29 protein-coding genes are annotated in these 26,814 nt (G+C 70.1%); 14 read left to right on the plus strand and 15 right to left on the minus strand.

What is annotated here, in order from left to right; genetic code table 11:
- The 4 genes from ASF18_RS09590 to ASF18_RS09605 form a co-directional block, all read right to left on the minus strand.
- Entirely contained in the window at positions 1–384 is a 384-nt protein-coding gene (locus ASF18_RS09590; protein WP_056222602.1) for a response regulator, read from the minus strand.
- Between the two features lie 23 nt (positions 385–407).
- Positions 408–893: a chemotaxis protein CheW gene (locus tag ASF18_RS09595; RefSeq protein ID WP_056274868.1), complete on the minus strand. Its 486-nt coding sequence runs from the start codon at positions 891–893 to the stop codon at positions 408–410.
- 32 nt (positions 894–925) lie between these two features.
- Positions 926–3,625, minus strand: a complete 2,700-nt coding sequence (locus ASF18_RS09600) for a hybrid sensor histidine kinase/response regulator (RefSeq protein ID WP_056351097.1) — start codon at positions 3,623–3,625, stop codon at positions 926–928.
- Between the two features lie 152 nt (positions 3,626–3,777).
- On the minus strand, positions 3,778–4,512 hold the full coding sequence (locus tag ASF18_RS09605; protein WP_056351098.1) for a histidine phosphotransferase family protein: 735 nt from the start codon (positions 4,510–4,512) through the stop codon (positions 3,778–3,780).
- 142 nt (positions 4,513–4,654) lie between these two features.
- On the opposite strand from ASF18_RS09605, the gene ASF18_RS09610 reads away from it, so the two are divergent.
- Entirely contained in the window at positions 4,655–5,521 is an 867-nt protein-coding gene (locus ASF18_RS09610) for a 3'(2'),5'-bisphosphate nucleotidase CysQ (protein WP_082487371.1), read from the plus strand.
- Between the two features lie 13 nt (positions 5,522–5,534).
- On the opposite strand, the gene ASF18_RS09615 is transcribed toward ASF18_RS09610, so the two are convergent.
- Positions 5,535–6,017, minus strand: coding sequence for a hypothetical protein (locus ASF18_RS09615; protein ID WP_056351100.1), 483 nt, complete (start codon positions 6,015–6,017; stop codon positions 5,535–5,537).
- 153 nt (positions 6,018–6,170) lie between these two features.
- On the opposite strand from ASF18_RS09615, the gene ASF18_RS09620 reads away from it, so the two are divergent.
- The 5 genes from ASF18_RS09620 to lysA all read left to right on the plus strand — a co-directional run bounded on the left by ASF18_RS09620 (position 6,171) and on the right by lysA (position 9,999).
- Positions 6,171–6,791, plus strand: a complete 621-nt coding sequence (locus tag ASF18_RS09620) for a DUF1134 domain-containing protein (protein ID WP_082487359.1) — start codon at positions 6,171–6,173, stop codon at positions 6,789–6,791.
- 134 nt (positions 6,792–6,925) lie between these two features.
- The gene (locus ASF18_RS09625; RefSeq protein WP_056351235.1) at positions 6,926–7,669 is read left to right on the plus strand and encodes a hypothetical protein; all 744 of its coding nucleotides are present in this window, start codon (positions 6,926–6,928) and stop codon (positions 7,667–7,669) included.
- 190 nt (positions 7,670–7,859) lie between these two features.
- Positions 7,860–8,156 (plus strand): hypothetical protein, encoded by a 297-nt coding sequence (locus ASF18_RS09630; protein WP_056222617.1) that lies wholly within the window; start codon positions 7,860–7,862, stop codon positions 8,154–8,156.
- Between the two features lie 101 nt (positions 8,157–8,257).
- Positions 8,258–8,611 carry a hypothetical protein gene (locus tag ASF18_RS09635; RefSeq protein WP_056274735.1) on the plus strand — a complete coding sequence of 118 codons (354 nt, stop codon included), beginning with the start codon at positions 8,258–8,260 and terminating at the stop codon, positions 8,609–8,611.
- A gap of 110 nt (positions 8,612–8,721) precedes the next feature.
- On the plus strand, positions 8,722–9,999 hold the full coding sequence (gene lysA / locus ASF18_RS09640; protein WP_056351102.1) for a diaminopimelate decarboxylase: 1,278 nt from the start codon (positions 8,722–8,724) through the stop codon (positions 9,997–9,999).
- A 3-nt stretch (positions 10,000–10,002) separates the two neighbouring features.
- On the opposite strand, the gene ASF18_RS09645 is transcribed toward lysA, so the two are convergent.
- Positions 10,003–10,518 (minus strand): DUF533 domain-containing protein, encoded by a 516-nt coding sequence (locus ASF18_RS09645; RefSeq protein WP_056351104.1) that lies wholly within the window; start codon positions 10,516–10,518, stop codon positions 10,003–10,005.
- Positions 10,519–10,714: 196 nt separating this feature from the next.
- Between ASF18_RS09645 and ASF18_RS09650 the strand changes: the two genes are divergently transcribed.
- The 7 genes from ASF18_RS09650 to ASF18_RS09680 all read left to right on the plus strand — a co-directional run bounded on the left by ASF18_RS09650 (position 10,715) and on the right by ASF18_RS09680 (position 18,294).
- Positions 10,715–13,351, plus strand: a complete 2,637-nt coding sequence (locus ASF18_RS09650) for a TIGR02302 family protein (RefSeq protein WP_056351105.1) — start codon at positions 10,715–10,717, stop codon at positions 13,349–13,351.
- A 92-nt stretch (positions 13,352–13,443) separates the two neighbouring features.
- Positions 13,444–13,629 carry a twin transmembrane helix small protein gene (locus tag ASF18_RS09655; protein ID WP_056351237.1) on the plus strand — a complete coding sequence of 62 codons (186 nt, stop codon included), beginning with the start codon at positions 13,444–13,446 and terminating at the stop codon, positions 13,627–13,629.
- A gap of 258 nt (positions 13,630–13,887) precedes the next feature.
- Complete coding sequence (locus ASF18_RS09660) at positions 13,888–14,448, plus strand: acyloxyacyl hydrolase (protein WP_244472653.1); 561 nt, start codon at positions 13,888–13,890, stop codon at positions 14,446–14,448.
- Positions 14,449–14,611: 163 nt separating this feature from the next.
- Positions 14,612–15,184 carry a cob(I)yrinic acid a,c-diamide adenosyltransferase gene (locus ASF18_RS09665; RefSeq protein WP_056351107.1) on the plus strand — a complete coding sequence of 191 codons (573 nt, stop codon included), beginning with the start codon at positions 14,612–14,614 and terminating at the stop codon, positions 15,182–15,184.
- 240 nt (positions 15,185–15,424) lie between these two features.
- A complete protein-coding gene (locus ASF18_RS09670) occupies positions 15,425–16,174 on the plus strand; it encodes an electron transfer flavoprotein subunit beta/FixA family protein (RefSeq protein WP_056274741.1) in 750 nt (249 codons plus the stop codon).
- Between the two features lie 101 nt (positions 16,175–16,275).
- Positions 16,276–17,223: an FAD-binding protein gene (locus ASF18_RS09675; RefSeq protein WP_056351109.1), complete on the plus strand. Its 948-nt coding sequence runs from the start codon at positions 16,276–16,278 to the stop codon at positions 17,221–17,223.
- A gap of 189 nt (positions 17,224–17,412) precedes the next feature.
- A complete protein-coding gene (locus tag ASF18_RS09680) occupies positions 17,413–18,294 on the plus strand; it encodes a 3-hydroxybutyryl-CoA dehydrogenase (protein ID WP_056222980.1) in 882 nt (293 codons plus the stop codon).
- A gap of 28 nt (positions 18,295–18,322) precedes the next feature.
- Here ASF18_RS09680 and ASF18_RS09685 read toward each other — a convergent pair whose 3' ends face one another.
- From ASF18_RS09685 to ASF18_RS09705, 5 genes are all read right to left on the minus strand, one after another.
- The gene (locus ASF18_RS09685; RefSeq protein WP_056222648.1) at positions 18,323–18,625 is read right to left on the minus strand and encodes a hypothetical protein; all 303 of its coding nucleotides are present in this window, start codon (positions 18,623–18,625) and stop codon (positions 18,323–18,325) included.
- A 131-nt stretch (positions 18,626–18,756) separates the two neighbouring features.
- The gene (locus tag ASF18_RS09690; protein WP_056351111.1) at positions 18,757–19,767 is read right to left on the minus strand and encodes an NAD(P)H-quinone oxidoreductase; all 1,011 of its coding nucleotides are present in this window, start codon (positions 19,765–19,767) and stop codon (positions 18,757–18,759) included.
- 139 nt (positions 19,768–19,906) lie between these two features.
- Positions 19,907–20,548, minus strand: coding sequence for a uracil phosphoribosyltransferase (upp, locus tag ASF18_RS09695; RefSeq protein WP_056222654.1), 642 nt, complete (start codon positions 20,546–20,548; stop codon positions 19,907–19,909).
- Between the two features lie 184 nt (positions 20,549–20,732).
- Positions 20,733–21,185: a DUF2852 domain-containing protein gene (locus ASF18_RS09700; protein ID WP_056351113.1), complete on the minus strand. Its 453-nt coding sequence runs from the start codon at positions 21,183–21,185 to the stop codon at positions 20,733–20,735.
- A 78-nt stretch (positions 21,186–21,263) separates the two neighbouring features.
- The gene (locus ASF18_RS09705; protein ID WP_056222983.1) at positions 21,264–21,911 is read right to left on the minus strand and encodes a TetR/AcrR family transcriptional regulator; all 648 of its coding nucleotides are present in this window, start codon (positions 21,909–21,911) and stop codon (positions 21,264–21,266) included.
- 252 nt (positions 21,912–22,163) lie between these two features.
- Between ASF18_RS09705 and ASF18_RS09710 the strand changes: the two genes are divergently transcribed.
- Positions 22,164–23,258 (plus strand): helix-turn-helix transcriptional regulator, encoded by a 1,095-nt coding sequence (locus ASF18_RS09710; RefSeq protein ID WP_056351115.1) that lies wholly within the window; start codon positions 22,164–22,166, stop codon positions 23,256–23,258.
- A gap of 9 nt (positions 23,259–23,267) precedes the next feature.
- On the opposite strand, the gene ASF18_RS23650 is transcribed toward ASF18_RS09710, so the two are convergent.
- The 4 genes from ASF18_RS23650 to ASF18_RS09725 form a co-directional block, all read right to left on the minus strand.
- Positions 23,268–23,429 (minus strand): hypothetical protein, encoded by a 162-nt coding sequence (locus ASF18_RS23650; RefSeq protein WP_156649756.1) that lies wholly within the window; start codon positions 23,427–23,429, stop codon positions 23,268–23,270.
- 207 nt (positions 23,430–23,636) lie between these two features.
- Positions 23,637–23,828, minus strand: a complete 192-nt coding sequence (locus ASF18_RS09715; RefSeq protein WP_056351118.1) for a DUF1192 domain-containing protein — start codon at positions 23,826–23,828, stop codon at positions 23,637–23,639.
- Positions 23,829–23,847: 19 nt separating this feature from the next.
- Positions 23,848–25,068, minus strand: coding sequence for a phosphopentomutase (locus ASF18_RS09720; RefSeq protein ID WP_056351120.1), 1,221 nt, complete (start codon positions 25,066–25,068; stop codon positions 23,848–23,850).
- 11 nt (positions 25,069–25,079) lie between these two features.
- Positions 25,080–26,708 carry an ABC transporter ATP-binding protein gene (locus tag ASF18_RS09725; RefSeq protein ID WP_056351122.1) on the minus strand — a complete coding sequence of 543 codons (1,629 nt, stop codon included), beginning with the start codon at positions 26,706–26,708 and terminating at the stop codon, positions 25,080–25,082.
- Between the last annotated feature and the right edge of the window lie 106 nt (positions 26,709–26,814).

Consider the following 26,814-nt stretch of genomic DNA (forward strand, 5'->3'; position numbering starts at 1 on the left):
TCAGGCCGCGTCGGCTTCGGTGGCGAAGCCGACCTGCGCGAGCTTTGCCGTGACGATGTCGCGGTCGAACGGCTTCATGATGTACTCGTCGGCGCCCGCATGGAGGGCACGGGCGATGGCGCCGACGTCGTTCTCCGTGGTGCAGAACAGGACCTTGGGCTTCTCGCCGCCCGGCGTCTTGCGCAGGGCGCGCAGGAAGTCGTAGCCGTCCATGGTCGGCATGTTCCAGTCGAGCAGGATCGCGTCCGGCATGGTCTTGCCGCAGGCGCTGAGGGCCTTCTCGCCGTCCTCGGCCTCGCCGACCTCGAAGTTCATGGTCTCGAAGATGCGGCGCGCCACCTTCCGGATGACGGCGGAGTCGTCGACGATGAGGCAGGTTTTCATCGGGTCCTTCTCCTGGCTCGGGCTCAGGCCGCGCCGGCGGTGCGGGCGTTCGTCCCGAAGGCGAGGAGCGCATCGACGTCGAGGATGACGAGGAGGCGGCCGTCGAGACGGTGGACGCCGAGCGTGAGGTCGCGCCAGCGGGCATCGAGGTTGATCGGCACCGGCTCGTGGGTCTCGGCCCCGAGCTTGAGCACCTCGCCCACGCCGTCGACGATGAGGGCGAAGGTCTCGCCACCCTGCTCAAGGCCGATCGCCATCTGGGCGCCGTCCCCGGTGCGGGGCGCCATGCTGAGGCGCCGGCGCAGGCACAGGGCGGTGACGACGCGGCCGCGCAGGTTCAGGAGCCCGACGATCTCGGGCGGGGCGAGCGGCACCGGCGTCACGCCGGCCGGGATGAAGACGTCGTGGACCCGGTCGATGGCAAGACCGAACATGGTCTCGCCGACGAACACGGTGACGAAGTCGTGGGTGCCGACGGTTTCCGCGGCGTTGGTATTGGCAGCCTGCATCATGGGCGTGGACTCCGAAGGGGGCGGGCCGGTCAGGCGGCGACGGCGAGGCTGGCGACGTCGAGCTCGGCCAGGGCCGAGATCAGGCCGCTGCGGTCGAACTTCGCCACCAGGTCGGCGATGCCGAGGGTCCGTGCCCGCTCGATGGCCTCGGTCCCGATGGTGCCGGAGAGGCCGATGACGGGAAGCCCAGCGACGCGGCCCTCCACCTTGCGCATGGCGCCCACGAGGTCGAAGCCGCTGCGGCCCGGCATCTCGAGGTCACACACCACCACGTCGATCCGCCCGTTGGAGAGCAGGGCCGCCACCGCCTCGTCGGCACTGGCCGCGGTGACCACGCTGTAGCCGGCGGCCTTCAGGACCGGGCTCAGCATCTCGCGGAAGAAGGCGGAGTCGTCGACGAGGAGGAGCGTCGAGCTGCGCTTGACCGTCTTCTTGGGGCCCCGCGCCCAGTCGTCGTAGGCGAGCGGCAGGAAGTGGGCGATGTTGATGATCTCGGTGGCGCGGCCGCGCAGGACGGCGGAGCCGATGAGGTCCGAGCGGTCGGCCGAGATCTCGACGTCGAGACGCTCCTCGACGATGTCCACGATCTCGTCGACCACGAGACCCATGGCGCGCTCGCCGTCGGAGAAGACCACGAGGGCCTGGGTGCCGGAGGTGCGAATCTCGATCGACGGGTCGGCCGGCACCAGCGGCATCAGGCGGCCGCGGTACTGGATCAGCGGACGGCCGCCGACCCACTCGACCTTGGCCGATTCGATCTCTTCCAGGCGGGTGACCAGCGAGAGCGGCACCGCCTTGTAGCTGCCGGCGCCGCCCTTGAAGACGAGGAGCGTCGCCTTGGCGTCGGCGGCCTCGACCTCCTCGACTTCGGCCTCGACCGGGATGGCGCCGGTCTGCGAGCCCTGGCTGACCTGCTGGGCGATGCCGTTCGGATCGACGATCAGCACCACGGCGCCGTCGCCCAGGATGGTGTTGCCGGCGAACAGCGGCAGGTGACGCAGCTTGGAGGACATCGGCTTCACGACGATCTCCTCCGTGTGGAAGACCTCGTCGACGAGGATGCCGAAGCGCTGGCGCCCGACCTGGGCGACCACCACGAAGCCGGAATCCACGGCATCGGCGGCCTGGTCCTGGCCGAGGACGCCCGTGAGGGTGACGATCGGCAGGAGGCGCTCGCGCAGGCGCAGCACCGGCGAGCCGTTGATGCGCTCCACCTTCTGCGCCGTCGCCTTGTCGACCCGCACGAGTTCGAGCACCGCCACCTGCGGGACCGCGAAGCGCTGCTCGCCCGCCTTGACGATAAGGGCGGCGATGATCGCCAGGGTGAGCGGAATCTTGATGGTGAAGGTGGTGCCGCGGCCGAGCTGCGTGTTGATGTCGATGACACCGCCGATGAGCTCGATGTTCGTCTTCACCACGTCCATGCCGACGCCGCGGCCGGAGACCGAGGTGATGGCGGCGGCAGTGGAGAAGCCCGGATGGAAGATGAACTTCGCCACCTGGGCGTCGGTCATCCGCTCGACTTCCGCCTGGCTGGCGACCTTGCGCTCCACGGCCTTGCGCCTGATGGCGGCGAGATCGAGGCCCTTGCCGTCGTCGGCGATCTCGATCGTGATCGTGCCGCCCTCGTGATAGGCGGAGAGGCGGATCGTGCCGCGCAGCGGCTTGCCGGAGGCCTTGCGGTCGGCGGCCGACTCGATGCCGTGATCGGCCGAGTTGCGCACCATGTGGGTGAGCGGGTCCTTGATGACCTCGAGCACCTGGCGGTCGAGTTCGGTCTCGGCGCCGCTCATCACGAGCTCGATCTGCTTGCCGAGTTCCGACGACAGGTCGCGCACCACGCGGGGCAACTTCTGCCAGGCGTTGCCGATGGGCTGCATGCGCGTCTTCATGACGCCTTCCTGCAGCTCGGCCGTCACGTGGCTCAGGCGCTGGAGCGGAACCTTGTAGGTCGAGTCGTCGTGCCGGCGGGCGATCTCGAGGAGCTGGTTGCGGGTCAGCACCAGCTCGGACACCATCGTCATCAGGTGTTCGAGGGTGTCGACGTTGACGCGAATGGTCTGGACCTTCGCGATGCCCCCCTCGCCGTCGGACGCGGCGGGCGCGTCGGCGGCTTTCGCGGGCACCTCTGCGGCCTTCACCGGCATCGAGGCGGGTGCCTCGCGCACCGGCTCAGGGGCCGCGGCGACCGGTTCCGGCCCGGAGGCGACGGACGCGTCGAACGGATCGGGCCCTTCCGCTTCCATGAAGGCGCGCTCGAGGTCCTCGAGGCTGACCTCGCCGGGCTTCAACTCGCGCATGACCGGATCGGGCAGCGTGATCTCCGCGACGGGCGCGGGGGCGGTGGGGGCGATCGGGGCGGAGGCCATCTCCTCCAGGGCGCCGATGAGATCGTCGTCGCTGCCGGCCGGCTCGGAGCCGGTGGCCTCGAGGTCGCCCAGGATCGCCTTGAGGCGGTCGAGGGTGACGAGGATGAGGCTGACCGCGGGGCCGGTGACCGGCATGCCGTCGCGGAACTGGCCCATCAGGGTCTCGGCGGCGTGCGCCAGGGCTTCGAGGCGCGGAAGGCCGAGGAACCCGCAGGTGCCCTTGATGGTATGGACGAGGCGGAAGATGTTCCGCAGGATCGTCTGATTGTTCGGATCCTGTTCGAACCGGACGAGCTCGGCATCGACCGTGTCGAGGTGCTCGGCACTCTCGGTCAGGAACTCACGCAACAAGTCGTCCATGAGGGGTACTCAGTCCATACGCGCACTACAGTCTGTGCGGGACCGACCTTGCCCCCTAACCGGTTAGGGAAGGGTTTCACCCCGAACGACAAAGCGGGAGACCGCGACAATATTTGTCGATCTCCCGCCGATGGGCCGAAACTCGCCGCGCGTCAGGCCAGCGCCGTCTCCGGCGGCTCCGAATCCGACGGGCGATCGGCTTCCGGATCCGCGGGAGCCGGGGTCGGCGCCTCGGGCATCGCGGCGGCCGTGGCGGTCGCCTTGATGGTCACGGTGTCGCCCTCGATCGCGAAGCGCACGTCCATGGCCGCGGCGCGGGCGACGAGGCCGGCATAGAACGGCAGGATGCCGTGGGCGTCCACGGTGCCGTTCTCGGGCGTGCCGGCGATCATCTGCTCCACGTGGGCCGGGATCCGGGCGTGGGAGCCCTTGCTCTTGAGGGTCAGGGTCGGAGCTTCGCCGTCGCCCTGCACCACCACGTCGATGAGACCGCCGCGTGGGATCGCGCTCTGGGCGATCATCACGAGGTTGAGCAGGAGCTTGACCTTGTTCTTCGGGTAGAGCGCCTGCGGCGCGCTCCAGGCGAGCTGCGTCTTGTCGTCGGCGAACATCCCCCGCGACACCTTCTCGGCGTCGGCGAGGTCGATGGAGGCGCCCGCCGAGCCGGCGGCCCCGAAGGCGATGCGGGCGAATTGCAGGCGGGCCGAGGCCTGACGCGCGCTCTTGGCAATGAGCTCCAGGGCGAATTCCCGCATGGAGGTGTCGCTCTCGTCCTCCAGGACCTCCAACCCGTTCACGATCGCGCCAACGGGGCTGATCACGTCGTGGCAGACCCGTGAGCACAGGAGGGCGGACAGATCGAGGGCGTCGAGATTGAGGGGGGTCATGGTGCGCTCCGCGCAGGCGTTTCGGGGCCGCGTCCGGTCGTGAACGGCACCGATAGACGGCGCCGGAAGCTTTGAAAAGCACCCGGACGGATCGCGATCCGGGTCGACAAGGGCCGGTGGCGCGGGCATCATGACCGGTATCATGTCGATCGATGCGCCGACGCGCGACCGTATTGCGGCGACCCTGATGGAAATTGCCTGCCGGGCGGGCGAGATCCTGAAGCGGCACCACGGGGGCGACTGCCCGCACGTGCTCAAGCCCGACGGTTCGCCGGCGAGCCAGGCGGATTCCGAATCCGAGGCCTTCATCCTCGCGGAACTCGCCAGGGCTTGGCCGGGCATTCCCGTGATCGCCGAGGAATCGTCCTACGACCAGCCCCCGGCGCCGTTGTTCTTCCTGGTGGATCCCCTCGACGGCACCCGGGACTTTCTCGCCGGCAACGCGGAGTACAGCGTCAATATCGGGCTGATCGCGGGCGACCGTCCGATCGCGGCCGCTCTGGCCGCCCCCGGCCTCGGCCGGGTCTGGGGCGCAGGCGGCCAGGCGTTCGAAGCGGAGATCCGGAACGGACATCTCGGCGCGCGCCTGCCGATCGCGGTGCGACCGCGGCCGGACCAGGGGCTGGTGGCCCTGCGCAGCAACCGGCACGGCGACATCGAGACCGAGACCTGCCTCGGCGCGCTCCGGGTGGGCTCGACCCGGTCGGCGGCCTCCGCCCTGAAGTTCTGCCTGATCGCCGCCGGCGAGGCCGACATCTACGTCCGCTGCGGTCCGACCATGGAATGGGATACGGCGGCCGGCGACCACATCCTCACGGTGGCGGGTGGCTGCGTCGTGGCGCCGGCCGGCCGGCCGATGACCTACGGGCATTATACGCGGAACTACCGCAACGGTCCCTTCGCCGCCCTGGGCGACGCGAGCTATGCGGCCAACCTCGTCCTGCCCGAGCGCAGCCCGTCCACCCGTCCCGCCGACCGGCACGCGCCGCAGGACGCGCACCGGATCTGAGCGCCGGGCGCCCTCATTCCGGGAAATCCCGCTCGATCTGATCCGTCAGCGTCGGCCAGCGCAGCTCCGCCTCGGCGGCGAGATGCGGCTCCGCGATGAGGCGCAACCGGTGCGCGTCGCTGCGGCAGAGGTAGAGCCGGTCGATCCCGTCCGGGCCGGGCAGGCGCGCATAGATCAGGGGATCGGCGTCCACGAGGCGGCCGGCGAGGACGCCGATCGGATCGAAGCCGCAGAGGCGTGGCGCGTAGGCGGCAGGGTCGCCGCGGAAGGCCTCCCGATTCGCCGCCCGCGCGAAGCGCCACGTCAGCCGGTCCCAGAGGATCTCGTAGGCGGCTCTGCCGGCTTCGGGACCGTCGAGGAAGTAGCTGACGGCATCGAACCCCCCGAGGGCGATGCGGCCCGCGGGCAGGCGCGGCAGGGTCGTGGCGCGGGCGCCGGCGGCGTGCAGCCCACCGGCCGCGGCGACGCGAAGCAGGTGACGGCGCGTTAACCACATGTTGCTTTGTTTCGCATCATGATCGCCGCGTATCGAGGCGCACCGGCCCCGGCCGGAACGGTCTCTCGGATGACAGCCCGGTCCATAGCGCGGTCTCGGTTAGCAAGACGATAGCGCCCTCGGGCGGATGTCGGCAGACAGGAGGGACGAGGCATGACGTCGAACCATCGGGCCGTCCGCGCCCGCCCATCGCACGCACCTGCGACCCGGCGCACCGTCGTCGGTGCGCTGGCGGGCGCCCTCCTCCTCGGCGTCTCGTCCCGCGCCCTCGCGGTGAGCGACGGAGCGCCCGGCAAGTTCCGTCCCGAGGAGCTGGTCGACAACGGCCATCGCTTCTTCGGCTCGATGTCGCGCGGCCTCGCGCAGCTGGTGGAGGAGGCGACCCGGCGCTGGGGTGAGCCCAACGGCTACATCCTCGGCCAGGAAGCCTCCGGCGCCATCGTGGGCGGCGTTCGCTACGGCGAGGGGACGCTCTACACGCGCAATGCCGGGCAACGGCGGATCTACTGGCAGGGCCCCTCCATCGGCTTCGACGTCGGCGGCGACGGCGACCGCACCATGATGCTGGTCTACAACCTGCCGGCCGTGTCGGGCCTCTACCGCCGCTTCGGCGGCGTCGACGGCTCCGCCTACCTCGTCGGCGGCTTCGGGATGACGGCGGTGACCGCCGACGACATCGTCGTGGTGCCGATCCGCACCGGCGTCGGCGCCCGGCTGGGCATCAACATCGGCTATCTCAAGTTCACGTCGAAGCCGACCTGGAATCCCTTCTGATTCGCAGGACGACCGGGGTGTGTCCCCGCGCGTCTTGCCCATCCCGGGGGGACATGGGCTAAACAAGCCGACGAGGGTCGACGGCCAGCTCCGTCGTCATTGTCGTCCACGGCATGTTGAGCGAGCGTTTCCGCGTGATCGAAACCGTGATGATCTTCGCGCTCGGCTTCCTGGCCGCGAGCCTGTGCGCCCTGTTGCTTCTGCCCGCCGTGAATGCCCGGGCCGCCCGCCTGTCGGAGCGCCGCATCGAGGCGCGCCTACCCCTCTCGCTCTCGGAAGTCGCCGCCGAGAAGGACTATTTGCGGGCGCAGTTCGCCGTGGCCCAGCGCCGCCTGGAGCGTCAGGTCGAGGCCGTGAAGGCCCATCGCCACGCCGATCTCGCCGCCATCGGGGCCCGGACCATGGAGGCCGCCGCCCTCACCCGCACGGTCGAGGCCCGCGACGCGACCTTGAGCGAGCGCGAAGCCGCCCTGGCCGCGACCCGCACCACCCTCGGCGGCGTGGAGCGCGATCTGGAAGCGGCGCGCCAGGAGACCGCGCTGGGCCTCGCCACCCTGCAGGTGCTCGAGCAGGCGCACCAGGAGGTGCTCGACGACCTCATCGCCGCGCGGTCCGCCCAGGTCCCGCCGGACCCGGCCGGCGCTCCCGCCGCCACCGGGTCCGAGGTCCCCGACCTGACCGCGGCCCTGGTCGCCGAGCGCGAGACCCTCAGGGCCAGCCTGAATGCGGCCGAGACAGCCCTGGCCGAAGTGATGGCGCGCCGCGAGGGCGAGGCCGCCGATCTGCGCCGCCGGATCTCCGACGTGGCCGACAGCCTGATGCAGCGCGACCGGCTTCCGCCCGTCTCGGCGTACGCGATTCCGGCAGGCTCCAACTGAATGCCGCTCGCGGGCCGAACCCGGCGCGTCATGTGCGCGGGAAAACGCCGCGGGCGTTGCACGGACGGGAAAACGCGGCGTAGAAAGCGGCCTGACCACGCGGCGACCATCCGCGCGCCATGTTTCGACCATCTCGGCGCTTCATCGGATCGCCCATTCCCCTGTTTCTTGAGACGGACCGCGCCCCCCTATGGCCCTTAAGCTCACGTCGCTTGCCTTCCTCCTCGCCGCCACGGTCTCCACCGCACCGGCGATCGCTCAGCCCGCGGCGCAGCCGCAAGGGGCCACGACCGCCCCGCAGACGAAGCGCGGCAATGAAACCCTGAAGAAGTACTGCACCGGCGACTACCTGACCTATTGTGGCAACCTCGCCACCGATGATCCGGCCCTCGACAAGTGCTTCCAGACCAACTGGACCAAGCTCTCGGAGAACTGCCGTCGCGCCATCGACGTCTACCAGAAGACGGACGGCAAGAAGAAGGGCTGAGCCCAACCCGACGCCGCGCGGGACAGCGTAGCCGTTTCGCTCGCATCGCCGAGCCGCAGCGGCTATGCTGTCCGCCACCGCGTTCCGGACCGCAAGCGTTGATGTTCCTCCGTTCCCGCCCCCTGCCGACGATCGCCGCGATCGGCCTCATCGCGCTGTCCGCTTCGGCCTGTGGCCGGCGCGGCGCCCTCGAGCCGCCGCCCGGCACCGCCGCCGCGCGCTCGGTGGCGCGGCCCGGCCTGCCCGGCGTCGCGAGCCCGCGCGCGCTGCCCCAGAGCGTCGGCCTCGGCGGGGAAGCGGCGACGCCGGAGCCGGATGCGGTCCGCGCCGGTGACGAACTCGACACCCTGGCGGTGCCGGGCTCGGGCGCCGAGGCGCCGGTGAAGACGACGCGCGGCGCCAAGCGCGGCTACGTCGTGCCCAAGGAGCCTTTCCTGCTCGACCCGCTGCTGTAGAAGCGGATCACCAGAGCCCTTTCCCCAGCTTCGTGCGGGAAGGCGCGCCCGCCCGGTCGCGCCGCGCGCGGGGCCCGCAATTCCCGGGCGGGATGCCCGCAGGCAGGCCGATGCATCACTTCCACTATCGTGACGGTCGGCTCCAGGCGGAGGATGTCGACCTGACCGCCCTCGCCGAGACGGTGGGGACGCCGTTCTACTGCTACGCGACCGCGACGCTGGAGCGCCACTACGCGGTCTTCGCCAAGGCCTTCGGCGAGGACGACGCCCTCGTGTGCTTCGCCATGAAGGCGAATTCGAACCAGGCCGTGCTGGCCACCCTGGCCCGCCTCGGGGCCGGCATGGACATCGTCTCCGAGGGTGAGCTGCGCCGGGCGCTGGCGGCGGGCGTCGATCCGCAGCGCATCGTCTTCTCCGGCGTCGGCAAGACCCAGGTCGAGATGGCTGCCGCCCTGAAGGCCCGCATCTTCTGCTTCAACGTCGAGAGCGAGCCGGAACTGGCCCAGCTCTCCGCGGTGGCATCGAGCCTCGGTTTGACGGCGCCGATCTCCATCCGGGTCAATCCCGACGTCGATGCCGGCACTCACGCCAAGATCTCGACCGGCAAGTCCGAGAACAAGTTCGGCATCCCGATCAGCCGGGCCCGGGCGGTCTACGCCCACGCGGCGACCCTGCCGGGCCTCGCGATTTCCGGCGTCGACATGCATATCGGCAGCCAGATCACCGACCTGGCTCCCTTCGACCACGCCGCCGGCCTCCTGGCCGGCCTGGCCCGCGACCTGATGGAGGAGGGGCATCCGCTCCACCACATCGATTTCGGCGGCGGCCTCGGCATCCCCTACCGCGACGACAACGCGCCGCCGCCAGAGCCGGCGGCCCTGTCGGCGATCCTGCGTCCGCATTTCGCGCCCCTGGGCCTGCGTCCGGTCTTCGAGATCGGCCGGATGATCGCCGGCAATGCCGGCATCCTGGTCACCCGCGTGATCTACGTGAAGCGCACCGAGGGGCGGACCTTCGTCATCGTCGATGCGGCGATGAACGACCTGATACGCCCGACCCTGTACGAGGCGTATCACGGCCTGCGGCCGGTTCGGGAACCCACGGCCGAGACGCCGCGCCTCGTGGCCGACGTGGTGGGGCCGGTCTGCGAGAGCGGCGATTACATCGCCCTCGCCCGGGAGATGCCCGAGGTCGCCCCGGGCGACCTCATCGCCGTGATGAGCGCCGGCGCCTATGGGGCGGTGCAGGCCGGCACCTACAATTCCCGCCTCCTCGTGCCGGAGGTGCTGGTGCGCGGCGCGGACGCCGCCATCGTGCGTCCGCGCCAGAGCTACGAGGACCTGATCGCCCTCGACCGGATGCCGGACTGGCTGAGCCCGCAGGCCTGAGCGTCAGGCGGCGAGTTCGCCCTCGATCCGGTCGACCGCCTCGCCCGGAACGTCCAGGGCCTCGGCGAGGCGCTTGAGAAATTCGCGCTCCTGCAGCGTATCCGCCAGGACGGAGAGGCGCACCGCCGAATAGATCCGCGTCGCCTGCTCGGGCGTGTTCACCGCATCCGCGATGGTGTCGAGGTCGGCCGGATCGGCGATCTCCGCCTCCAACCAGGCGGCCCCGTCCCTGGCGAGGCCGGAAGCCTGGACCGCCGCATCGAGGCGCTGTCGCTCGTCCTTGTCGATCATCCCGTCGGCCTGGGTCGCCGCCACCATGGCGCGGAGCATGAGCCGGGCCTCGTCCTCGCCGACGGCGGGCGCGGCCGGCGCAGCGGCCCCCTCAGGCGTGGTCGGCGTGCGCAGGGCCCGGGCGGCGAGGCCCGCCACCAGGGCGAGGCCGCCGAGGGCCGCACCGGCGGCCAGACGGCCGCGGCGCGCATGCACCAGAGCCTCGACGAGGGGCTTCACATCGACCATGGCGGGCATCCTTCTCACGCATTGAACGCGAGGCGGCAACACGCGAGAGACGCCGAGGGTTCAGATCGCGGACGGGATTGGCTCGGCGCCCTTCCCCGCCACCTGGGATGATTTGACCCCGTCGCGCGGCGCCTCCACCATGCTAGCCTTGCGGGGAAGGCGCGACGCCGATGCGACGCGCGAGGAGCCAGACACGATGGGCGAGGCCGACCCGGCGACCTCCACGAGCAGCGGGCCAGAGCAGGGCACCGGCGGTCCGGTGCTGCGCCAGCGGCTTGACCGGCTGGTCACCCGCTCGCAGGCGGCCGGCCTCTGGGAGCGGGCCTGGCCGATCCTGTGGCGTGGCCTCGGGCTGATCCTGGCTTTCCTCGCCTTGTCCTGGCTCGGGCTCTGGCTCGACCTGCCGCCCCTGGGCCGGATCGTTGGCCTTCTGCTCTTCGCCCTGGCGTTCGTCGCCGCGCTCCTGCCGCTGACCGGCCTGCGGCGCGACACCCGCCGCGAGGCCCTCGCGCGGATCGACCGCGCGGCCACCGCCAGGGGCGGGACGCTGTCTCATAATCCCGCCTCCTCCATCGAGGACACCCTCGCGGTCGGCACCGCCGACCCGGCGACCCGCGCCCTCTGGGCGCTGCATCAGGCGCGTGCGGCCGAGGCCGTAGCCGGGCTGAAGCCGCCGCCGCCCCGGCCCGCCATGGCACGGCGCGATCCCTTCGCCTTGCGGGCCGGCCTGATCGTCGCGGCCGTGGCGAGCCTGTTCGTGGCCGGTGCCGAGTGGCGCTCCCGCATCCTCGGCGCCTTCGACTGGCAGGCGCCGCCACCGCCCGGCCCGACCTTCCGGGTCGACGGCTGGATCGATCCGCCCGTCTACACCCGCCTGCCGCCCCTGGTCGTGACGATGAACGGCGAGCAGCAGCGCCTGCGCGCGCCGGTGAACGCGACCCTGATCGTCCGGATCGCCGGCCAGGGCGAGGCGGTCCTGACGCCGAAGGCCGGTCTGAAGCCGCTGCCCGGCAAGCCGCCCCATGCGGACCTGCGCGAGGACCGGTTCCAGCTCACCGGCGGTGTCGCCGACCTCACCGTCGCGGCGGGCGGCACGACGCAGCACCTCCTGGTCGAGACGATTCCCGACACGCCCCCCGAGGTGGAGCGCATCGGTGCCCTTGAGGTGAACGCGCGCGGGACCTTCAACCTGACCTACCGCGCCAAGGACGATTACGGCATCGCCTCCGCCGAGGGGGTGGTGGAACCCCTGGCCAACACCCGCGCCCTGGTGCCGCCGCCGCGGATCGCCCTGGCCCTGCCGGCGGACGCCACCGGCGAGCGCGATACCAAGACCCTGGTCGATCTCACCGACAATCCGTGGTCCGGCGCGCGCGTGCGCCTGACCCTGGTGGTGAAGGACGAGGCCGGTCAGGAGGGGCGTACGCCCACCTCCGAGGTGACGCTGCCCGCGCGGGTCTTCACCCAACCCCTGGCCCGCGCCCTGGCCGAGGAGCGCCGGCGCCTGATCACCGCGCCCGACGACAGCCGCGTCCGGGTCCAGACCGCCGTCGACGCACTGCTCATCGCGCCCGACACCTTCACGCCCCAGGCCAGCGTCTACCTCGGGCTCAAGGCCGCCTCGCGTCGGCTGAAGGCCGCGCGGAGCGACGAGGCCCTGATGGCGGTGGCCGACCTCCTCTGGGAGATGGCCCTGAAGATCGAGGACGGCGACCTCTCGGATGCGGAGAAGAGCCTCCGCGCCGCCCAGGACAACCTCAAGCAGGCGATTGAGCGCAACGCGCCCGACGAGGAGATCAAGAAGCTCACGGAGGACCTCAAACAGGCCCTCGACAAGTTCATGAAGGGCATGGCCGAGCGCCAGCGCAAGGACGGCAAGCCCCAGGCCGAGAAAAGCCCGCCGAACGCGAACGCCAAGACGGTGACGCCGGACGACCTCGACAAGATGCTGAACGACATGGCCGAAGCCATGAAGCGCGGCGACACCGCCGAGGCGCAGCGACTCCTCGACCAGCTCCGCGAGATCCTCGAGAATCTCCAGACCGCGGAGCCCGGCGGCAAGTCCGACCCCAACAGCCGCGAGATGAGCAAGCAGGCCGACGAGCTCGACAAGCTCTCCCGCGAGCAGCAGGACCTGCGCGACGAGACCTTCAAGGACGGCCAGGACAAGCGCGGCCAGCAGGGCCAGGGTCAGCGGGGTCAGCGCCCGCAGCGCGGGCAGCCGGGCCAGCAGGGCGAAGGCCAGAAGGGTCAACAGGGACAGCAGGGCCAAGGACAGCAAGGACAAGGACAGCAGGGTCAGAAGGGCGAGGGCCAGAAGGGCGGCGCCGGTCAGCGCCAGCAGGCCCTTCGCGAGCGCCTGGACGATCTGCAGCGCCGCATGAAGGACCTCGGCATGCAGGGCGAGGACGGCCTGTCCGATGCCGAGGAGGCCATGCGCGAGGCCGAGGGTGCCCTCGGCCAGGGCAAGGACGGCGACGCGGTCGAGGCCCAGGGCCGGGCCCTGGACGGACTCAAGCGCGGCGCCGAAGGCATGCAGAAGCAGATGCAGGAGATGGCCGAGGGCGAGGGGGAAGGCGACGGGAAAGGCGAGGGCGAGGGTGGCGAGAAGCCGAGCCAGCAGGGCCAGGCCGGCAACCGCGACGACGATCCCCTCGGCCGACCCACCAAGGGCCGCGACATGACCAACGGCAATGCCCGCGTGCCGACGGCCGACGAATCCACCGTGCAGCGCACCCGCCGCATCATGGAGGAGCTGCGGCGCAAGCTCGGCGACCCGAGCCGCCCGCGCGAGGAGCTCGACTACTTCGAGCGTCTGCTGCGCCGCAATTGACGCATCGAACCGCCCCCTGGGCTCCTCCCCCGGAGGGGCCCATATGGGGAGCGATAATTCCTGACCCGACAGCCACGAGACCTGACGCCGTGATCTCCTCCAATTCTCTCGTGCTCCTCGCCTGCGTCGCGGTGGCGGTGGTCCTGGTCCTCGGCCTGTTCAACATGATGCGCGGGGGCAGCGCCAACCTCTCGCAGAAGCTCATGCGCCTGCGCGTTCTGCTGCAGTTCCTGGCGATCATCTTCATCATGGGCGTGGTCTGGTGGCGCTCGGCCTGACCCCGTCGCGCGGGGCGCCGTCGCGTCCTGAGATCGGTGCGTGACCGGGGCGCTGGCGCCCCCTCCGGCGGGCTGAGCGCCCGAACGGAGCGAGTGTGGCCGGGAGGTCTCACCGCACAGCTATCGCCGCCCCGCGACGTGCGATCCCTGCCGATGCCGTGAGCGGGCATGCTAGACACGTTCGGTCAACCCGGAACCATCCCGATGCAGTCCCACCCGCTTCGCCTCGCCGCTGCCGCCGCCGTGCTCGCCACGGCCATGCCGGTCCAGGCCGCCGACTTCCCGTCCGCGCCGCCGGCCGCCTATGTCAGCCCTGTGAAGCCCCTGAGCATCGTCTCCGAGGTCCGCATCGGCGGCGCCGTGCAGGATCCCGGCAGTGCCGAGCACAACACCAGCAACATCAACGGCGAGATTCTGTTCTCCAAGCCGCTGGTGAGCGTCGATCCGTTCTGGCAGGCCTTCGTGCCCCGGGCCACCGTCGGCGGCAGCTACAACTTCGGCGGCCGCACCAGCTACGCCTATATCGGCGCGACCTGGACCGTGGATCTCTTCCCGCAGACCCTGAACAACATCGTCTTCCTCGAAGGCTTCTTCGGCGCCGGCGCCCATAACGGCTACACGGGCCCGAAGCCGACCGCCCCGGCCGGGTTCAACACGCTGGGCTGCAATCCGCTCTTCCGCGAGGCGGCCGCCCTCGGCTTCCGGCTCACCGAGCACTGGAGCATCATGGCCACCGTCGAGCACATGTCGAATGCCGGCCTCTGTGCGAACAACCGCGGCCTGACCAATTTCGGCGGCAAGCTCGGCTACACCTTCTGAGTTCGCCGCGCTCGCATTTACCATGAGCCTCAAGGGCCGGTTCCGCCGATGCGGGGCCGGCCCTTATCGTTCCGATTCAGCGACTCCCAGCGGCGGCAAACTGCGCTAGGTTCCCGCTCCTGCAGGCCTCACTTGCCAGCCCCGCTCAGGATCGGACGCCATCGTGGTCACCCTCAACCGCATCTACACCCGAACCGGCGACAAGGGCTCGACCGCCCTCGCCAGCGGCGAACGGCGCTCGAAGGCGGATCTGCGGATCGAGACCTACGGCACCGTCGACGAGACCAATGCCTGCATCGGCCTCGTGCGGCTGCATGCCGAACCGCGCCTCGACGCCATGCTGAGCGCGATCCAAAACGACTTGTTCGACCTCGGCGCGGACCTCGCAACCCCGGAAAGCGCCGAGCCGCCGAAATACGAGCCGCTGCGGATCGTCGCCGCGCAGGTGCAGCGGGTCGAGCGCGACATCGACGCGCTGAATGCTGACCTCTCGCCCCTGAAGTCCTTCGTGCTGCCCGGGGGATCGCCGGCCTCGGCCGCTCTGCATCTTGCCCGGACGGTGTGTCGGCGGGCCGAGCGCCTGGCGGTGGCCCTGGCCGCCACCGAGGGCGAGATCGTCTCGCCGGAAGCCCTGCAATACCTGAACCGGCTCTCGGACTTCCTGTTCGTGGCGAGCCGGACCGCCAATGCCAACGGAGCCGACGACGTGCTCTGGGTGCCGGGCAAAAATCGCTGAGAGCCAGGCATTCGGAATACCACGCAGCTGCGAACCCGGGGCCGTGCGGCCGGTCCGCAGCGCCGGACGGCACTCGCCGGGGCGGGCGGCGGCGGGGCGCGTTGACAAGGCGGAAATGAGGCCGTTACGGTCCGCCGCCTCAATGACCAGGGTTCTGGACATCCGGGTTTCCCGGAGGTCCTTTGCGCGCCGCGCCGGCCTGGTCGAAAAACATTATCCGCGCGGAGGATTGTGAACGCCATGAAGGTTCTGGTGCCCGTCAAGCGGGTCGTCGACTACAACGTTAAGATCCGGGTCAAGGCCGACGGTTCGGGCGTGGACCTCGCCAACGTCAAGATGTCCATGAACCCCTTTGACGAGATCGCCGTCGAGGAGGCGATTCGCCTGAAGGAGAAGGGCAAGGTCACCGAGATCGTCGCCGTCTCGATCGGTCCGCAGCAGGCGCAGGAGACTCTTCGGACCGCCCTCGCCATGGGCGCCGACCGGGCGATCCTGGTGAAGACCGACGGCGTGGTCGAGCCGCTGGCGGTGGCCAAGATCCTGAAGGCCCTGGTCGAGAAGGAGGCCCCCGGCCTCGTCATCCTCGGCAAGCAGGCCATCGACGACGATTCGAACCAGACCGGCCAGATGCTGGCGGCCCTCCTCGACTGGCCCCAGGGTACTTTCGCCTTCAAGCTCGAATTCGGCGAGGGCGCGATCGACGTCACCCGCGAGATCGATGGCGGCCTCCAGACCGTGACCCTGACCCTGCCGGCCATCGTCACCACCGACCTGCGCCTCAACGAGCCGCGCTACGCCTCGCTGCCCAACATCATGAAGGCGAAGAAGAAGCCCCTCGAGGAGCTGGCCCCCGATGCCCTGGGCGTCGATGTGACCCCGCGGGTCACCGTGCTCAAGACCGTGGAGCCCGCCGGGCGCAAGGCCGGCATCAAGGTCGGGTCCCCGGCCGAACTCGTGCAGAAGCTGAAGGGCGAGGCCGGGGTTCTCTGAGACCCCGCCCCGCCGATGGCTTCAAGACCCCGCCGCGCCGACGCGGCGGGTGAGACGGGGTCCGGGACCCTCCTGCTGATCGATTTCGAGGTTCGCACACCATGGCCACCCTACTCCTCATCGAGCACGACAACGGCGCGGTCCGCGACGCGAGCCTGAAGGCTCTGACGGCCGCCGTCGCCCTGGGCGGACCCGTGCACGCCCTCGTGGCCGGCGCCGGCAGCCGCCCCGCCGCCGAAGCCGCCGCCAAGCTCGACGGGATCGAGAAGGTGCTGCTGGCCGAGGACGCCACCTACAACCACCTCCTCGCCGAGCCGACGGCCGCGCTGCTCGTCGCCCTGGCGGAGCCCTACGACAACGTCGTCGCGGCGGCCTCCACCACCGGCAAGAACGTGCTGCCGCGGGTGGCCGCCCTCCTCGACGTGGCGCAGATCTCCGACATCATCAGCGTGGTCTCCCCCGACACCTTCGAGCGTCCGATCTACGCCGGCAACGCGATCCAAACCGTGCAGGCCGGTGCCGGCAAGAAGGTGATCACCGTCCGCATGGCAGCCTTCAAGCCCGCCGGCGAGGGCGGTGCGGCCGCCCCGATCGAGCCGGTCCAGGCGGCCGCCTCCTCGGGCAAGTCGAGCTTCAAGGGCGAAGAGATCGCCAAGTCCGACCGTCCCGAGCTGGCCGCAGCTAAGATCATCGTGTCCGGCGGCCGCTCGCTGGGCTCCTCGGACAAGTTCAAGGAGCTGATTGAGCCCCTGGCCGACAGCCTCGGTGCCGCCGTGGGCGCCTCCCGCGCCGCCGTCGATGCCGGCTACGCCCCGAACGACTGGCAGGTCGGGCAGACCGGCAAGGTGGTGGCACCGGAGCTCTACGTCGCGGTGGGCATCTCGGGCGCGATCCAGCACCTCGCCGGCATGAAGGACTCGAAGGTCATCGTCGCCATCAACAAGGACGAGGACGCACCGATCTTCCAGGTGGCGGATTACGGCCTCGTGGGCGACCTGTTCCAGATCGTCCCCGAGCTGCAGGCCGAAATCGCCAAGGCGAAGAGCTGAGGCGGAACAGGCACGTCCGGCCGGTGCGCGCCGCGCGCGCACCGATCGCCCGGTACGGATGGCCTTCCAGCGTGGAAATGCTCTAGGACGCTGCTGCCGCGAAACGTTATAAGCGAGACGGGCGTCCTCGGCGGCCGGGCGGGACCCGGACCGCGACGGCGGGACGACCCAGGGGTGCGAGTGCAGACGATGGGCATCGATATCAGGACGGTCGGCATCATCGGCGCCGGGCAGATGGGCAGCGGTATCGCGCATGTCTGCGCGATGGCGGGGCTCGACGTCCGCCTGAACGACCGCGACCCGGCCCGCATCCACAACGGCCTCGCCACCGTGGACGGCAATCTCGCCCGTCAGGTGGCCAAGGGCACCATCGCGGACGATCAGCGCCGCAGCGCGGTCTCGCGGATCGTGGCAGCGGAGAGCTTCGACGACCTTGCGCCCTGCGACCTCGTCATCGAGGCGGCCACCGAAGACGAATCGACCAAGCGCCAGATCTTCAGCACGCTCTGCGCGTCGTTGAAACCCGATGCCCTGATCGCCACCAACACATCGTCCATCTCGATCACGCGACTCGCCGCCTCGACCGATCGGCCGGAGCGCTTCATCGGCATCCACTTCATGAATCCAGTGCCGGTGATGCAGCTCGTCGAGCTGATCCGCGGCATCGCCACGGAAGACCCGACCTACGAATCGGCCAAGGCCTTCATCGCCAAGCTCGGCAAGACGTCGACGATGTCGGAAGATTTCCCGGCCTTCATCGTCAACCGCATCCTGCTGCCGATGATCAACGAGGCGATCTACACGCTCTACGAGGGCGTCGGTTCGGTGGAATCGATCGACACCGCGATGAAGCTCGGGGCGAACCACCCGATGGGGCCCCTGCAGCTGGCCGACTTCATCGGTCTCGATACCTGCCTGTCCGTGATGCAGGTGCTCTACGAGGGACTGGCGGATTCGAAGTATCGGCCCTGTCCGCTGCTCGTGAAATACGTCGAAGCCGGCTGGCTCGGCCGCAAGTCCAAGCGCGGCTTCTACGATTATCGCGGCGAAACGCCCGTGCCGACCCGCTGAGGCGGACCGGCACGGACGACCTTCAGACTTACTGCTTGTTGCCGTTCGCGGCCGGCTGGGCCGGGCTCGGATAGGCCGGGTTCGCGGCCGGAACCGAACCGGTGTTCGACGACGACGTCGCGTTCGACGAACCCTTCACGGACCCCGTCACTTCCTGGCGGGAGGCGTCCTGGCTCTGGCTGGCGTAGTCCTTGGGCGAGTTCGCGCCCTGCCAGGTCATCAGGCCGGTGATGGCGATCGCGAGCAGCACGAGGCTGGCCACGAGAACGTAGAGCACAGGCTTGCCGCGCTTGCCCTGCCGGGCTTCCTGACCGTGTAGATTCTCTGCCATGCGATCCTCGCTTGTACGGTCCTGAAGACCGATGTTTCGACCCGAGCACCGATTCCCGTGAATCCTGCCCGTGATTCTAGCTCGAGTCTGAAACGCGACGGTCGAGAGCGGAGTTCCCGCCGAGGTTCGACCTAGCGGCCGGTCACCAGCATGATCTTGCCGAGATGGGCGCTCGACTCCATCAGTTCGTGCGCCTTGCGGGCCTCCTCCAACGGGAAGGTGGCGTGGATCACCGGACGGATCGTCCCGGCTTCGAGCAGCGGCCAGACGTCCCGGGCAAGGCCTTCCGCAATCGCCGCCTTCTCGGCCTTCGGCCGGGCTCGGAGCGTCGCGCCGGTGAAGGTCAGGCGCTTCATCATGATCGGGGTCATGCTGAAGGCATCGACCTTGTAGCCCTGCATGAAGGCGATTTGCACGAGGCGCCCCTCGATCGCCAGGGCCGAGAGGTTCTTGGCGAGGTACGGCGCCCCGACCATGTCGAGGATGACGTCGACGCCGTTGCCGTCGGTGAGGCGCTTCACCTCCTCGACGAAGTCGGCCTTGCGGTAATTGATCGCCGCCTCGGCGCCGAGGTCGCGGCAGAAGGCGCACTTCTCGGCCGAGCCGGCGGTGGCGAAGACGCGGGCGCCGTGATGCTTGGCGATCTGGATGGCGGTCGATCCGATGCCGCTCGATCCGCCATGGACGAGGAAAGACTCGCCGGCCTTGAGCCGCCCGCGCTCGATCACGGTGCTGTAGACGGTGAAGTAGTTCTCCGGCAGGCCCCCGGCCTCGACCAGCGAGAGCGACGCGGGCTTCGGCAGGCATTGGCCGATCTCGGCCACGGCGAACTCGGCGTAGCCGCCGCTGATCACCAGGGCGCAGACCTCGTCGCCGACCGAGACGCCGGAGACGCCCTCACCGAGGGCGACGATGCGGCCGGCGACCTCGAGGCCGGGGATCTCGGTGGCGCCCTTCGGCGGCGGGTACTTGCCCTCGCGCTGCTGGATGTCCGGCCGATTGATCCCGGCGGCGACAACCTCGATCAGCACCTGGCCAGGCCCGGGCTGCGGCAGCGGCACCGTCTCCAGGGCCAGCACATCCGGCCCGCCGGCAGCGGTGAAGCGGATCTGTCGCATGGTCTCGGGCAGGCTGGCTGTCATCGGGGTCTCCTCCTGGAAGCCCCGTCATGTGCCGCCCGGCTGGTACTTGGCAAGATCACGGCTTGGCAAGATCACGGCTTGGCAAGATCACGGCTTGGCAAGATCGCGGCTCGGCGAGATCACGCCGCGCGGGCGGTGCTCAGCGGGTGCCGTACATCCGGTCGCCGGCATCGCCGAGGCCCGGGACGATGTAGCCGTGGTCGTTGAGATGGCTGTCGATGGCGGCGGTCCAGACGGGGACATCCGGGTGGGCGGCCTGCAGGCGGGCGATGCCCTCCGGGGCCGCGAGCAGGCAGACGAAGCGCAGGTCCTGCGCGCCGCGCTGCTTCAGGAGGTTGATCGCCGCCACCGCCGAGTTCGCGGTCGCGAGCATCGGGTCGAGCACGAGAACCGTCCGGTCGACCAGATCGGAGGGCGCCTTGAAGTAGTATTCCACCGCTTCCAGAGTCTCGGGGTCGCGGTAGAGCCCCACATGCGCCACGCGGGCCGAGGGCACCAGGGACAGCATGCCGTCGAGAAAGCCGACGCCGGCCCGCAGGATCGGCGCCAGAACCAGCTTCTTGCCGGCGATCTGCGGCGCCTCCATCGACTGGATCGGCGTCTCGATCGTCACCGTCTCCAGGGGCAGGTCCCGGGTGACCTCGTAGGCCAGCAGCATGCCGATCTCGTTGAGGATCTGCCGGAAGCCCTTGGTCGAACGCTCGCGCTGGCGCAGCAGGGTCAGCTTGTGCTGCACGAGGGGGTGGTCCACCACCCGGACGGTCGCGGCGGCTGGCTGCATCGCTGGATCTCCATGAAGCCGAGGTCTGATCCTGGGCGGCGGGAGACCGAGGCAAGACCGGGACCGGATTTCTAGAGCATCGTGGGATTGCGAGCGAGGTCTTCGGACGGATTGCGCCCGGCAAAAAGGGCTCCCGACCTGCGCCGGAAGCCCTCGCGTCATTCCATTTCGGCGGAGAGGTCGCTCAGACCGCGCGGGTGGCGTCCGCGCTGCGGCGCTTCTGCATGAAGGCGTCGAACTGCTCGCGGTCCTTGGCCCGCTTCAGCTCCTCGACGAACTCGGCGAAGGCGCGGCTCTCCTCCTGCAGGGCCCGGCGCTGCGCATCGAGCCGCTCGATCTCGCTGCGGCGGTAGGCATCGAAGGCGAGGTTGCCGGTGCTGCCGCCATTGGCGGACTCGAACGCCGCGGCGAAGCGCGAGCGCGTCGCGCTCGCGTTCCACGAGAAGCCGCGGCCGGCGAGGCCCCGCAACTCGCTGAGCGCGGGATACCCCGCGACCTTCCAGGCGATGTAGGCGGCGGCCAGGGGCCACCAGTAGACGAAGGCGACGACGATGGCGCCGATTTCGAGGGATCGCTTGGGGAAGGGGCCGCTACGGCAGACCTTCCCGGTGGTGAAGGGGGAGGAAGAGAAGCTCACGGCTCACGGCTCCAATGTAAATGTGAACGACATTCACTTGCGGATGGAGCGACGCGCTTTCAAGGGGCGCTTAATCGGTCAGGCCTGTTCGCGCGTCCGGCCGCCCGCTGCTGCGCCGTGGACGAGGGCGAGCACGCCCGCGCGCAGCAGCTCGTACTTGTCCGGCATGCCGGCGGATTTCGGCAGGTGTCCGGACGCGGAGAGGGTTGCGAGGCCGTGTGCGAGGGCCCAGACCTCCAGGGCGATGAACCGGGGCGCGACGCCCCCGAACCCCTCCGGAAAGGTCGCCTGAAGGGCCTCCACCAGGAGGTCGAACGGGCTCGGTCGGAGGCTCGGCACTGCGTTCGGTTCGGCGGCGGCGAGGCCGCGGGTCTCGAAGATCGCCGCGTAGTAGCCGGGTTCTTCCTCGGCGAAAGCCAGATACGCCTCGCCCATCCGGGTGAACCGCTCCAGCGGCGTGCCCTTGGCCGTGAGGGCGCGGGCGAGGCGCTCGGCGAGGTCGGCGAAGCCGCGGCCGGCCACCTCTTCGAGCAGGGCCTCGCGCCCGCGGAAATGGCGGTAGAGCGCCGCCGGCGTGACGCCGACGAGGCGGGCCGCATCCACCAGCGTGAAGCCGCCGATGCCGCGCTCGGCGATGAAGCGGCGCGCCGCCTCGATCAGCGCCTCTTTGAGGTTGCCGTGGTGGTAGCTTCGTCGGTCACCCGGTCCTTCGCGCCAATGCCGCACGCCAAACTCCCCGCCCCCGCTCCGCATCGACAGGACCGGTCGTGTCGGCCGAAGGTTCCCCGTCGCCCCCTCCCCTAACACGAAGAGATCGGCTGACGAGACCTCCCCGGGGCCACGGAGGTCGAATCCCGTCGGGTTTCCCGTATCCGACGGGCAGATCACGGGATTCCGTCTCGAAGACGCTTGTCGGGCTCGAAGCTTTGCCCCCATGATATTTACGAAGTAGAAACCTTGGGCTGTGGATCACGAGCCGTGCGGGAGTCGACGGGACAGGGTGATTTCGAAACCCTGACGGACCTCATCTACGAGGCGGCGATCCTGCCCGAGCTGTGGCCTGCGGTCCTGGACCGACTCGCCGCCATCGCCGGCGCCCAGGGAACGGTCCTGATCGCGGCCGATCTTGAAACCCATCGCTGGATCAACAGCGAATCCCTCGATCAGGTCATGGCCGATTTCGCCGCCGGGGGTTGGAGCAGCGCCGGCCAGCGCACGGCGAAGCTTCTCGCCGCCCGCCATGCGGGCTTCATCCGCGAGCAGGACGTCTACACCCAGGCCGAACTGGAGCAGGACGTCCTGATCCAGCAATTCCTGCGTCCGCGCGGGCTCGGATGGGGTGCCGCCACCGCCTGCCCGCTGACCACCGGCGACACGCTGATCTTCAGCATCGAGCGGCGCTACACGGACGGTCCGGTCCCGCAGGCCGCGACGGTGGTCCTCGACACCCTGCGGCCGCATCTGGGCCGCGCGGCCCTCGTCTCGGCCCGGCTGAAGCTGGAACGGGCACGCGCCGCGGTGGGCGCCCTGGAGGTGCTGGGCCTCCCGGCGGCCGTCCTCTCACGCCACGGGCGCCTGCAGGAACGCAATGCGAGTTTCACCGGCCTCGTGCCGCGGGTGGTGCGCGATCAGCGCGAGCGGGTCGCCCTTGCCCATCCCGGTGCGGACGCCCTCATGGCGGACGTGCTCGCCGGTCAGCGGGCGCAGGCGGCGCGCTCCATTCCGATCCCGGCCGACGACGACCATCCCGCCATGGTTCTCCACCTGCTGCCCATGCGCGGGCAGGCCCAGGACGTCTTCGGTGGCGGCACCCTCCTGATGATCGCCGCCCCGGTCCTGCCGCGTCCCGTCCCGGGCACCGAATTGCTGGCCGGTCTGTTCGACCTGACGGCGGCCGAGGCGCGGATCGCGCGGGGCATCGCGGACGGCGTCACCATCGCGATCCTCGCCGCGCAGCAGAGCGTGCGGCCGGAAACCATTCGCGGTCAGGTCAAGGCGATCTTCGCCAAGACAGGTGTGACGCGCCAGGTCGATCTGGCCCGGCTGATCTCGGGCCTCAGCCTGATCCGGTGACGGCGGAGGTCACCGGGCGTCCCGGCCGCCGCCCACCCGATTCGCCGCGAGGGCGCGGAACAGGATGACGTTCGACAGATCATACTGGACGGTGATCTCGGCGCTGTTCGCGGTCGGCGCGACGCTGTCGGGTAAGGGCGCCGGGGCCGGATTGATCAGGCAGGCGATCATCCGATCGCTCGTGCCCCGCTGCACGTGTCGCGCAACCCGCCGGCGCATCCATGGCGCCATCGTCCATCTCTCCAGCATGACCGCCCTCGCCCGTGGTTTGGAGAGTATTCAAGCGTGGGGTTGGGCGGCCTTCATCCCCCATTTGGGGGAAAGCGGGAATTCCTTCGCAGGAAATGTAACTTTAAAGCGATTCCTTCGGGGGAGGCCCTAGAGCCGAAAGAGGGAGCCCGCCCGCTCCAGGGCTGCCTTCTTGGCGTGCCGCGCCGTCTCCAGCCGCTCCACCTCGGACCGCAACAGGCGGATCCGCTCCTCGAGATCCTCGACCGACAGCGTGTCCAACGGTTCGCCGACCCGGTGAGCGATGGTCTGCCGGATGGCTCGGTCGTCCTCGTTGCGCATGGTGCTCCCCTCTCGTCCGTCAGTGCCAGCCCGTCCCCGCATCGAGGCGCGCGACCCCGAGATGCTGCGCGAGGGTCGCGCCGATATCCGCGAAGGTTTCGCGTCGGCCCAGGGACCCCGGCGAGACGCCGGGGCCGAAGGCCAGCACGGGAACCTGTTCCCGAGTGTGTTCGGTTCCGCCCCAGGTCGGATCGTTGCCGTGGTCCGCAGTGATGATGCAGAGGTCTCCGGGACGCAGCACGTCGTGGATCTCGGGCAGCCGGGCGTCGAAGCGTTCGAGTTCGGCGGCGTAGCCGGGCACGTCCCGGCGATGGCCATGCTCGGTGTCGAAGTCGACGAGGTTGAGGAAGACGAGGCCGCCCTCCGGCAGCGCCGCGAATGCCGTCAGCGCGGCATCGAGACACGCGGTGTTGCCGCCAACCTTGATCTCCTGCCCGGTCGCCCGATGGGCGAAGATGTCGCCGATCTTGCCCACGCTGACGACGCTCCGCCCGGAGGCTCGGAGCACGTCCAGGAGGGTCCGGCCGGGTGGTTCGACCGCATAGTCCTTGCGGTTGGCGGTGCGCCGGAACCCGTCCTGCGCGCTGCCGACGAAGGGCCGGGCGATGACCCGGCCGACCCGGTAGGCGTCGCAGAGCTCGCGGGCGATCCGGCAGGTGTCGTAGAGCCGCTCCAACCCGAAGCTGTCCTCGTGCGCCGCGATCTGGAACACGCTGTCGGCGGAGGTGTAGCAGATCGGCCAGCCGGTCCGGACATGCTCGGCGCCCAGGCTGTCGATGATCGCGACGCCGGCGGCGTGGCAGTCCCCGAGGATGCCCGGCAGGCCGGCTCGCGCGATCAGCGACTCCGTCAGCGCGGCCGGGAAGGTCGGGACCGCGACGGGGAAGTAGCCCCAGGGCTCGCGGACCGGCACGCCGGCGATCTCCCAGTGACCCGAGGGTGTGTCCTTGCCGGCGGCGACCTCGACCGCGTGGCCGTAGGCGCCCGTCGGGGCGCCGGGGATCGCGAGACCGGGCGGCACCGCGCCGGTCGCGCCCATCGCCGCCAGCCCGAGGCCGAGGCGGGCCAGGTTCGGGAGTGCCAGGGGGCCCTGCCGCAGGCCAGCCCGGTCGCCCCGCCCCTCGGCGCAGGCGCGGGCGATGTGTCCGACCGTATCGGACCCGGCATCGCCGTAGCGAGCGGCATCCGGCGCGCCGCCGATGCCGACGGAATCGAGCACGATGAGGAAGGCGCGCGGCATGCCCGTTCCCCTCAGGCCGGGATCGGATCGGCGACGGCGTCGCTCTGGAGATCGAAGGCGGCGGCGAACAGCGCCTGGGTGTAGGCGGTCTTCGGCGCGGCGAAGATGTCCTCGGCCGGGCCCTCCTCGACGACGCGGCCGTTCTGCATCACCAGCACGTAGTTCGCCAGCGCCCGCACCACCTTGAGGTCGTGGCTGATGAACAGGTAGGCGAGCCCGCGCTCGCGCTGTAGGTCGCGCAGGAGGGTGACGATCTGGGCCTGGACCGAGCGGTCGAGGGCCGAGGTCGGCTCGTCCAGGACGACGAATTTGGGTTTGAGCACGATGGCCCGCGCGATGGCGATGCGCTGCCGCTGGCCGCCGGAGAACTCGTGCGGGTAGCGGTTCATGGTCGCCGGATCGAGGCCGACATCGTCGAGGGCCTTGGCGACGACCGCCTGCCGCTCGGCCCGCGTCTTCACCGCGCCCTGGACCACCAGCCCCTCGGCGACGATGTCCGCCACCGTCATGCGCGGCGAGAGCGAGCCGTAGGGGTCCTGAAAGACCACCTGCATGTCGCGTCGGATCGGGCGCATGGCGGCGGGCGGCAGGCCCGCGATGGAGCGGCCGAGGAACACGATGGGGCCCTCGCAGCCGGTGAGGCGCAGGAGCGCCAGGCCGAGGGTGGTCTTGCCCGAACCGGATTCGCCGACGACCCCGACGGTCTCGCCGGCCCGGACCCGCAGGGACACCCCGTCCACCGCCTTCACGTGGCTGGTGGTCCGGCGCAACAAACCCTCGCGGATCGGGAACCAGACCTTGAGCGGGCCGGCCTCCAGGAGGCACCCGGCTTCGGGGGGAACCGGGTTGGCTCGGCCCTTCGGCTCCGAGGCGAGGAGGCGGCGGGTGTAGTCGTGCTGCGGCCGGGCGAAGATCTCCGCCACCGGGCCGGCCTCGACGACGCGCCCGGCGAGCATGACGCAGACGTTGTCGGCGATACGCTGCACGATGCCGAGGTCGTGGGTGATGAACAGCATCGCCATGCCGAGGCGCTTCTGCAGGTCGGCCAGCAGGGTGAGAATCTGCGCCTGGACGGTCACGTCGAGGGCGGTGGTCGGTTCGTCGGCCACCAGCAGTTCGGGCTCGCAGGCGAGCGCCATTGCGATCATCACGCGCTGGCGCTGTCCGCCCGAGAGCTCGTGCGGATAGGCGTTGAGGCGGCGCTCGGCGTCGCGCAGCCCGACCAGTTCGAGCAATTCGAGGATGCGGGCCCGCGCCTTGCGACCGGACAGTCCGCGATGCACCTCCAGCACCTCGCCGATCTGCCGCTGGATCGTGTGCAGCGGGTTCAGGGAGGTCATCGGCTCCTGGAACACCATGGTGATGTCGGCGCCGCGGATGCCGCGCAGGCGCTTCTCCGGCAGGGTCAGCAGGTCTTCGCCCTTGAACAGGATGCGGCCGCCCGGATGGTAAGCGCTGCCGTCGAGGAGGCGCAGGATCGAGAGGGCCGTCACCGACTTGCCCGAGCCGGATTCCCCCACGAGGGCCAGCGTCTCTCCGGCCGTGATGGTGAAGCTCACGCGATCCACGGCGCGGGTCTCGCGCTCCCGCGCCCGGAAGGCGACCGACAGGTCCTGAACGTCGAGGAGCGTTTCGGGCATCGAGGCCTGTTCTGCAGCGGGGCGGAATTCGCCAGCACGCGGGTTATAGCGTGGGCGGACGGGATCGGCGAACGCGGATGCGACGCGGTCGGGGGCGTTTGTAATT

The organism is Methylobacterium sp. Leaf89 (genome assembly GCF_001422215.1).
GTDB lineage: Bacteria > Pseudomonadota > Alphaproteobacteria > Rhizobiales > Beijerinckiaceae > Methylobacterium.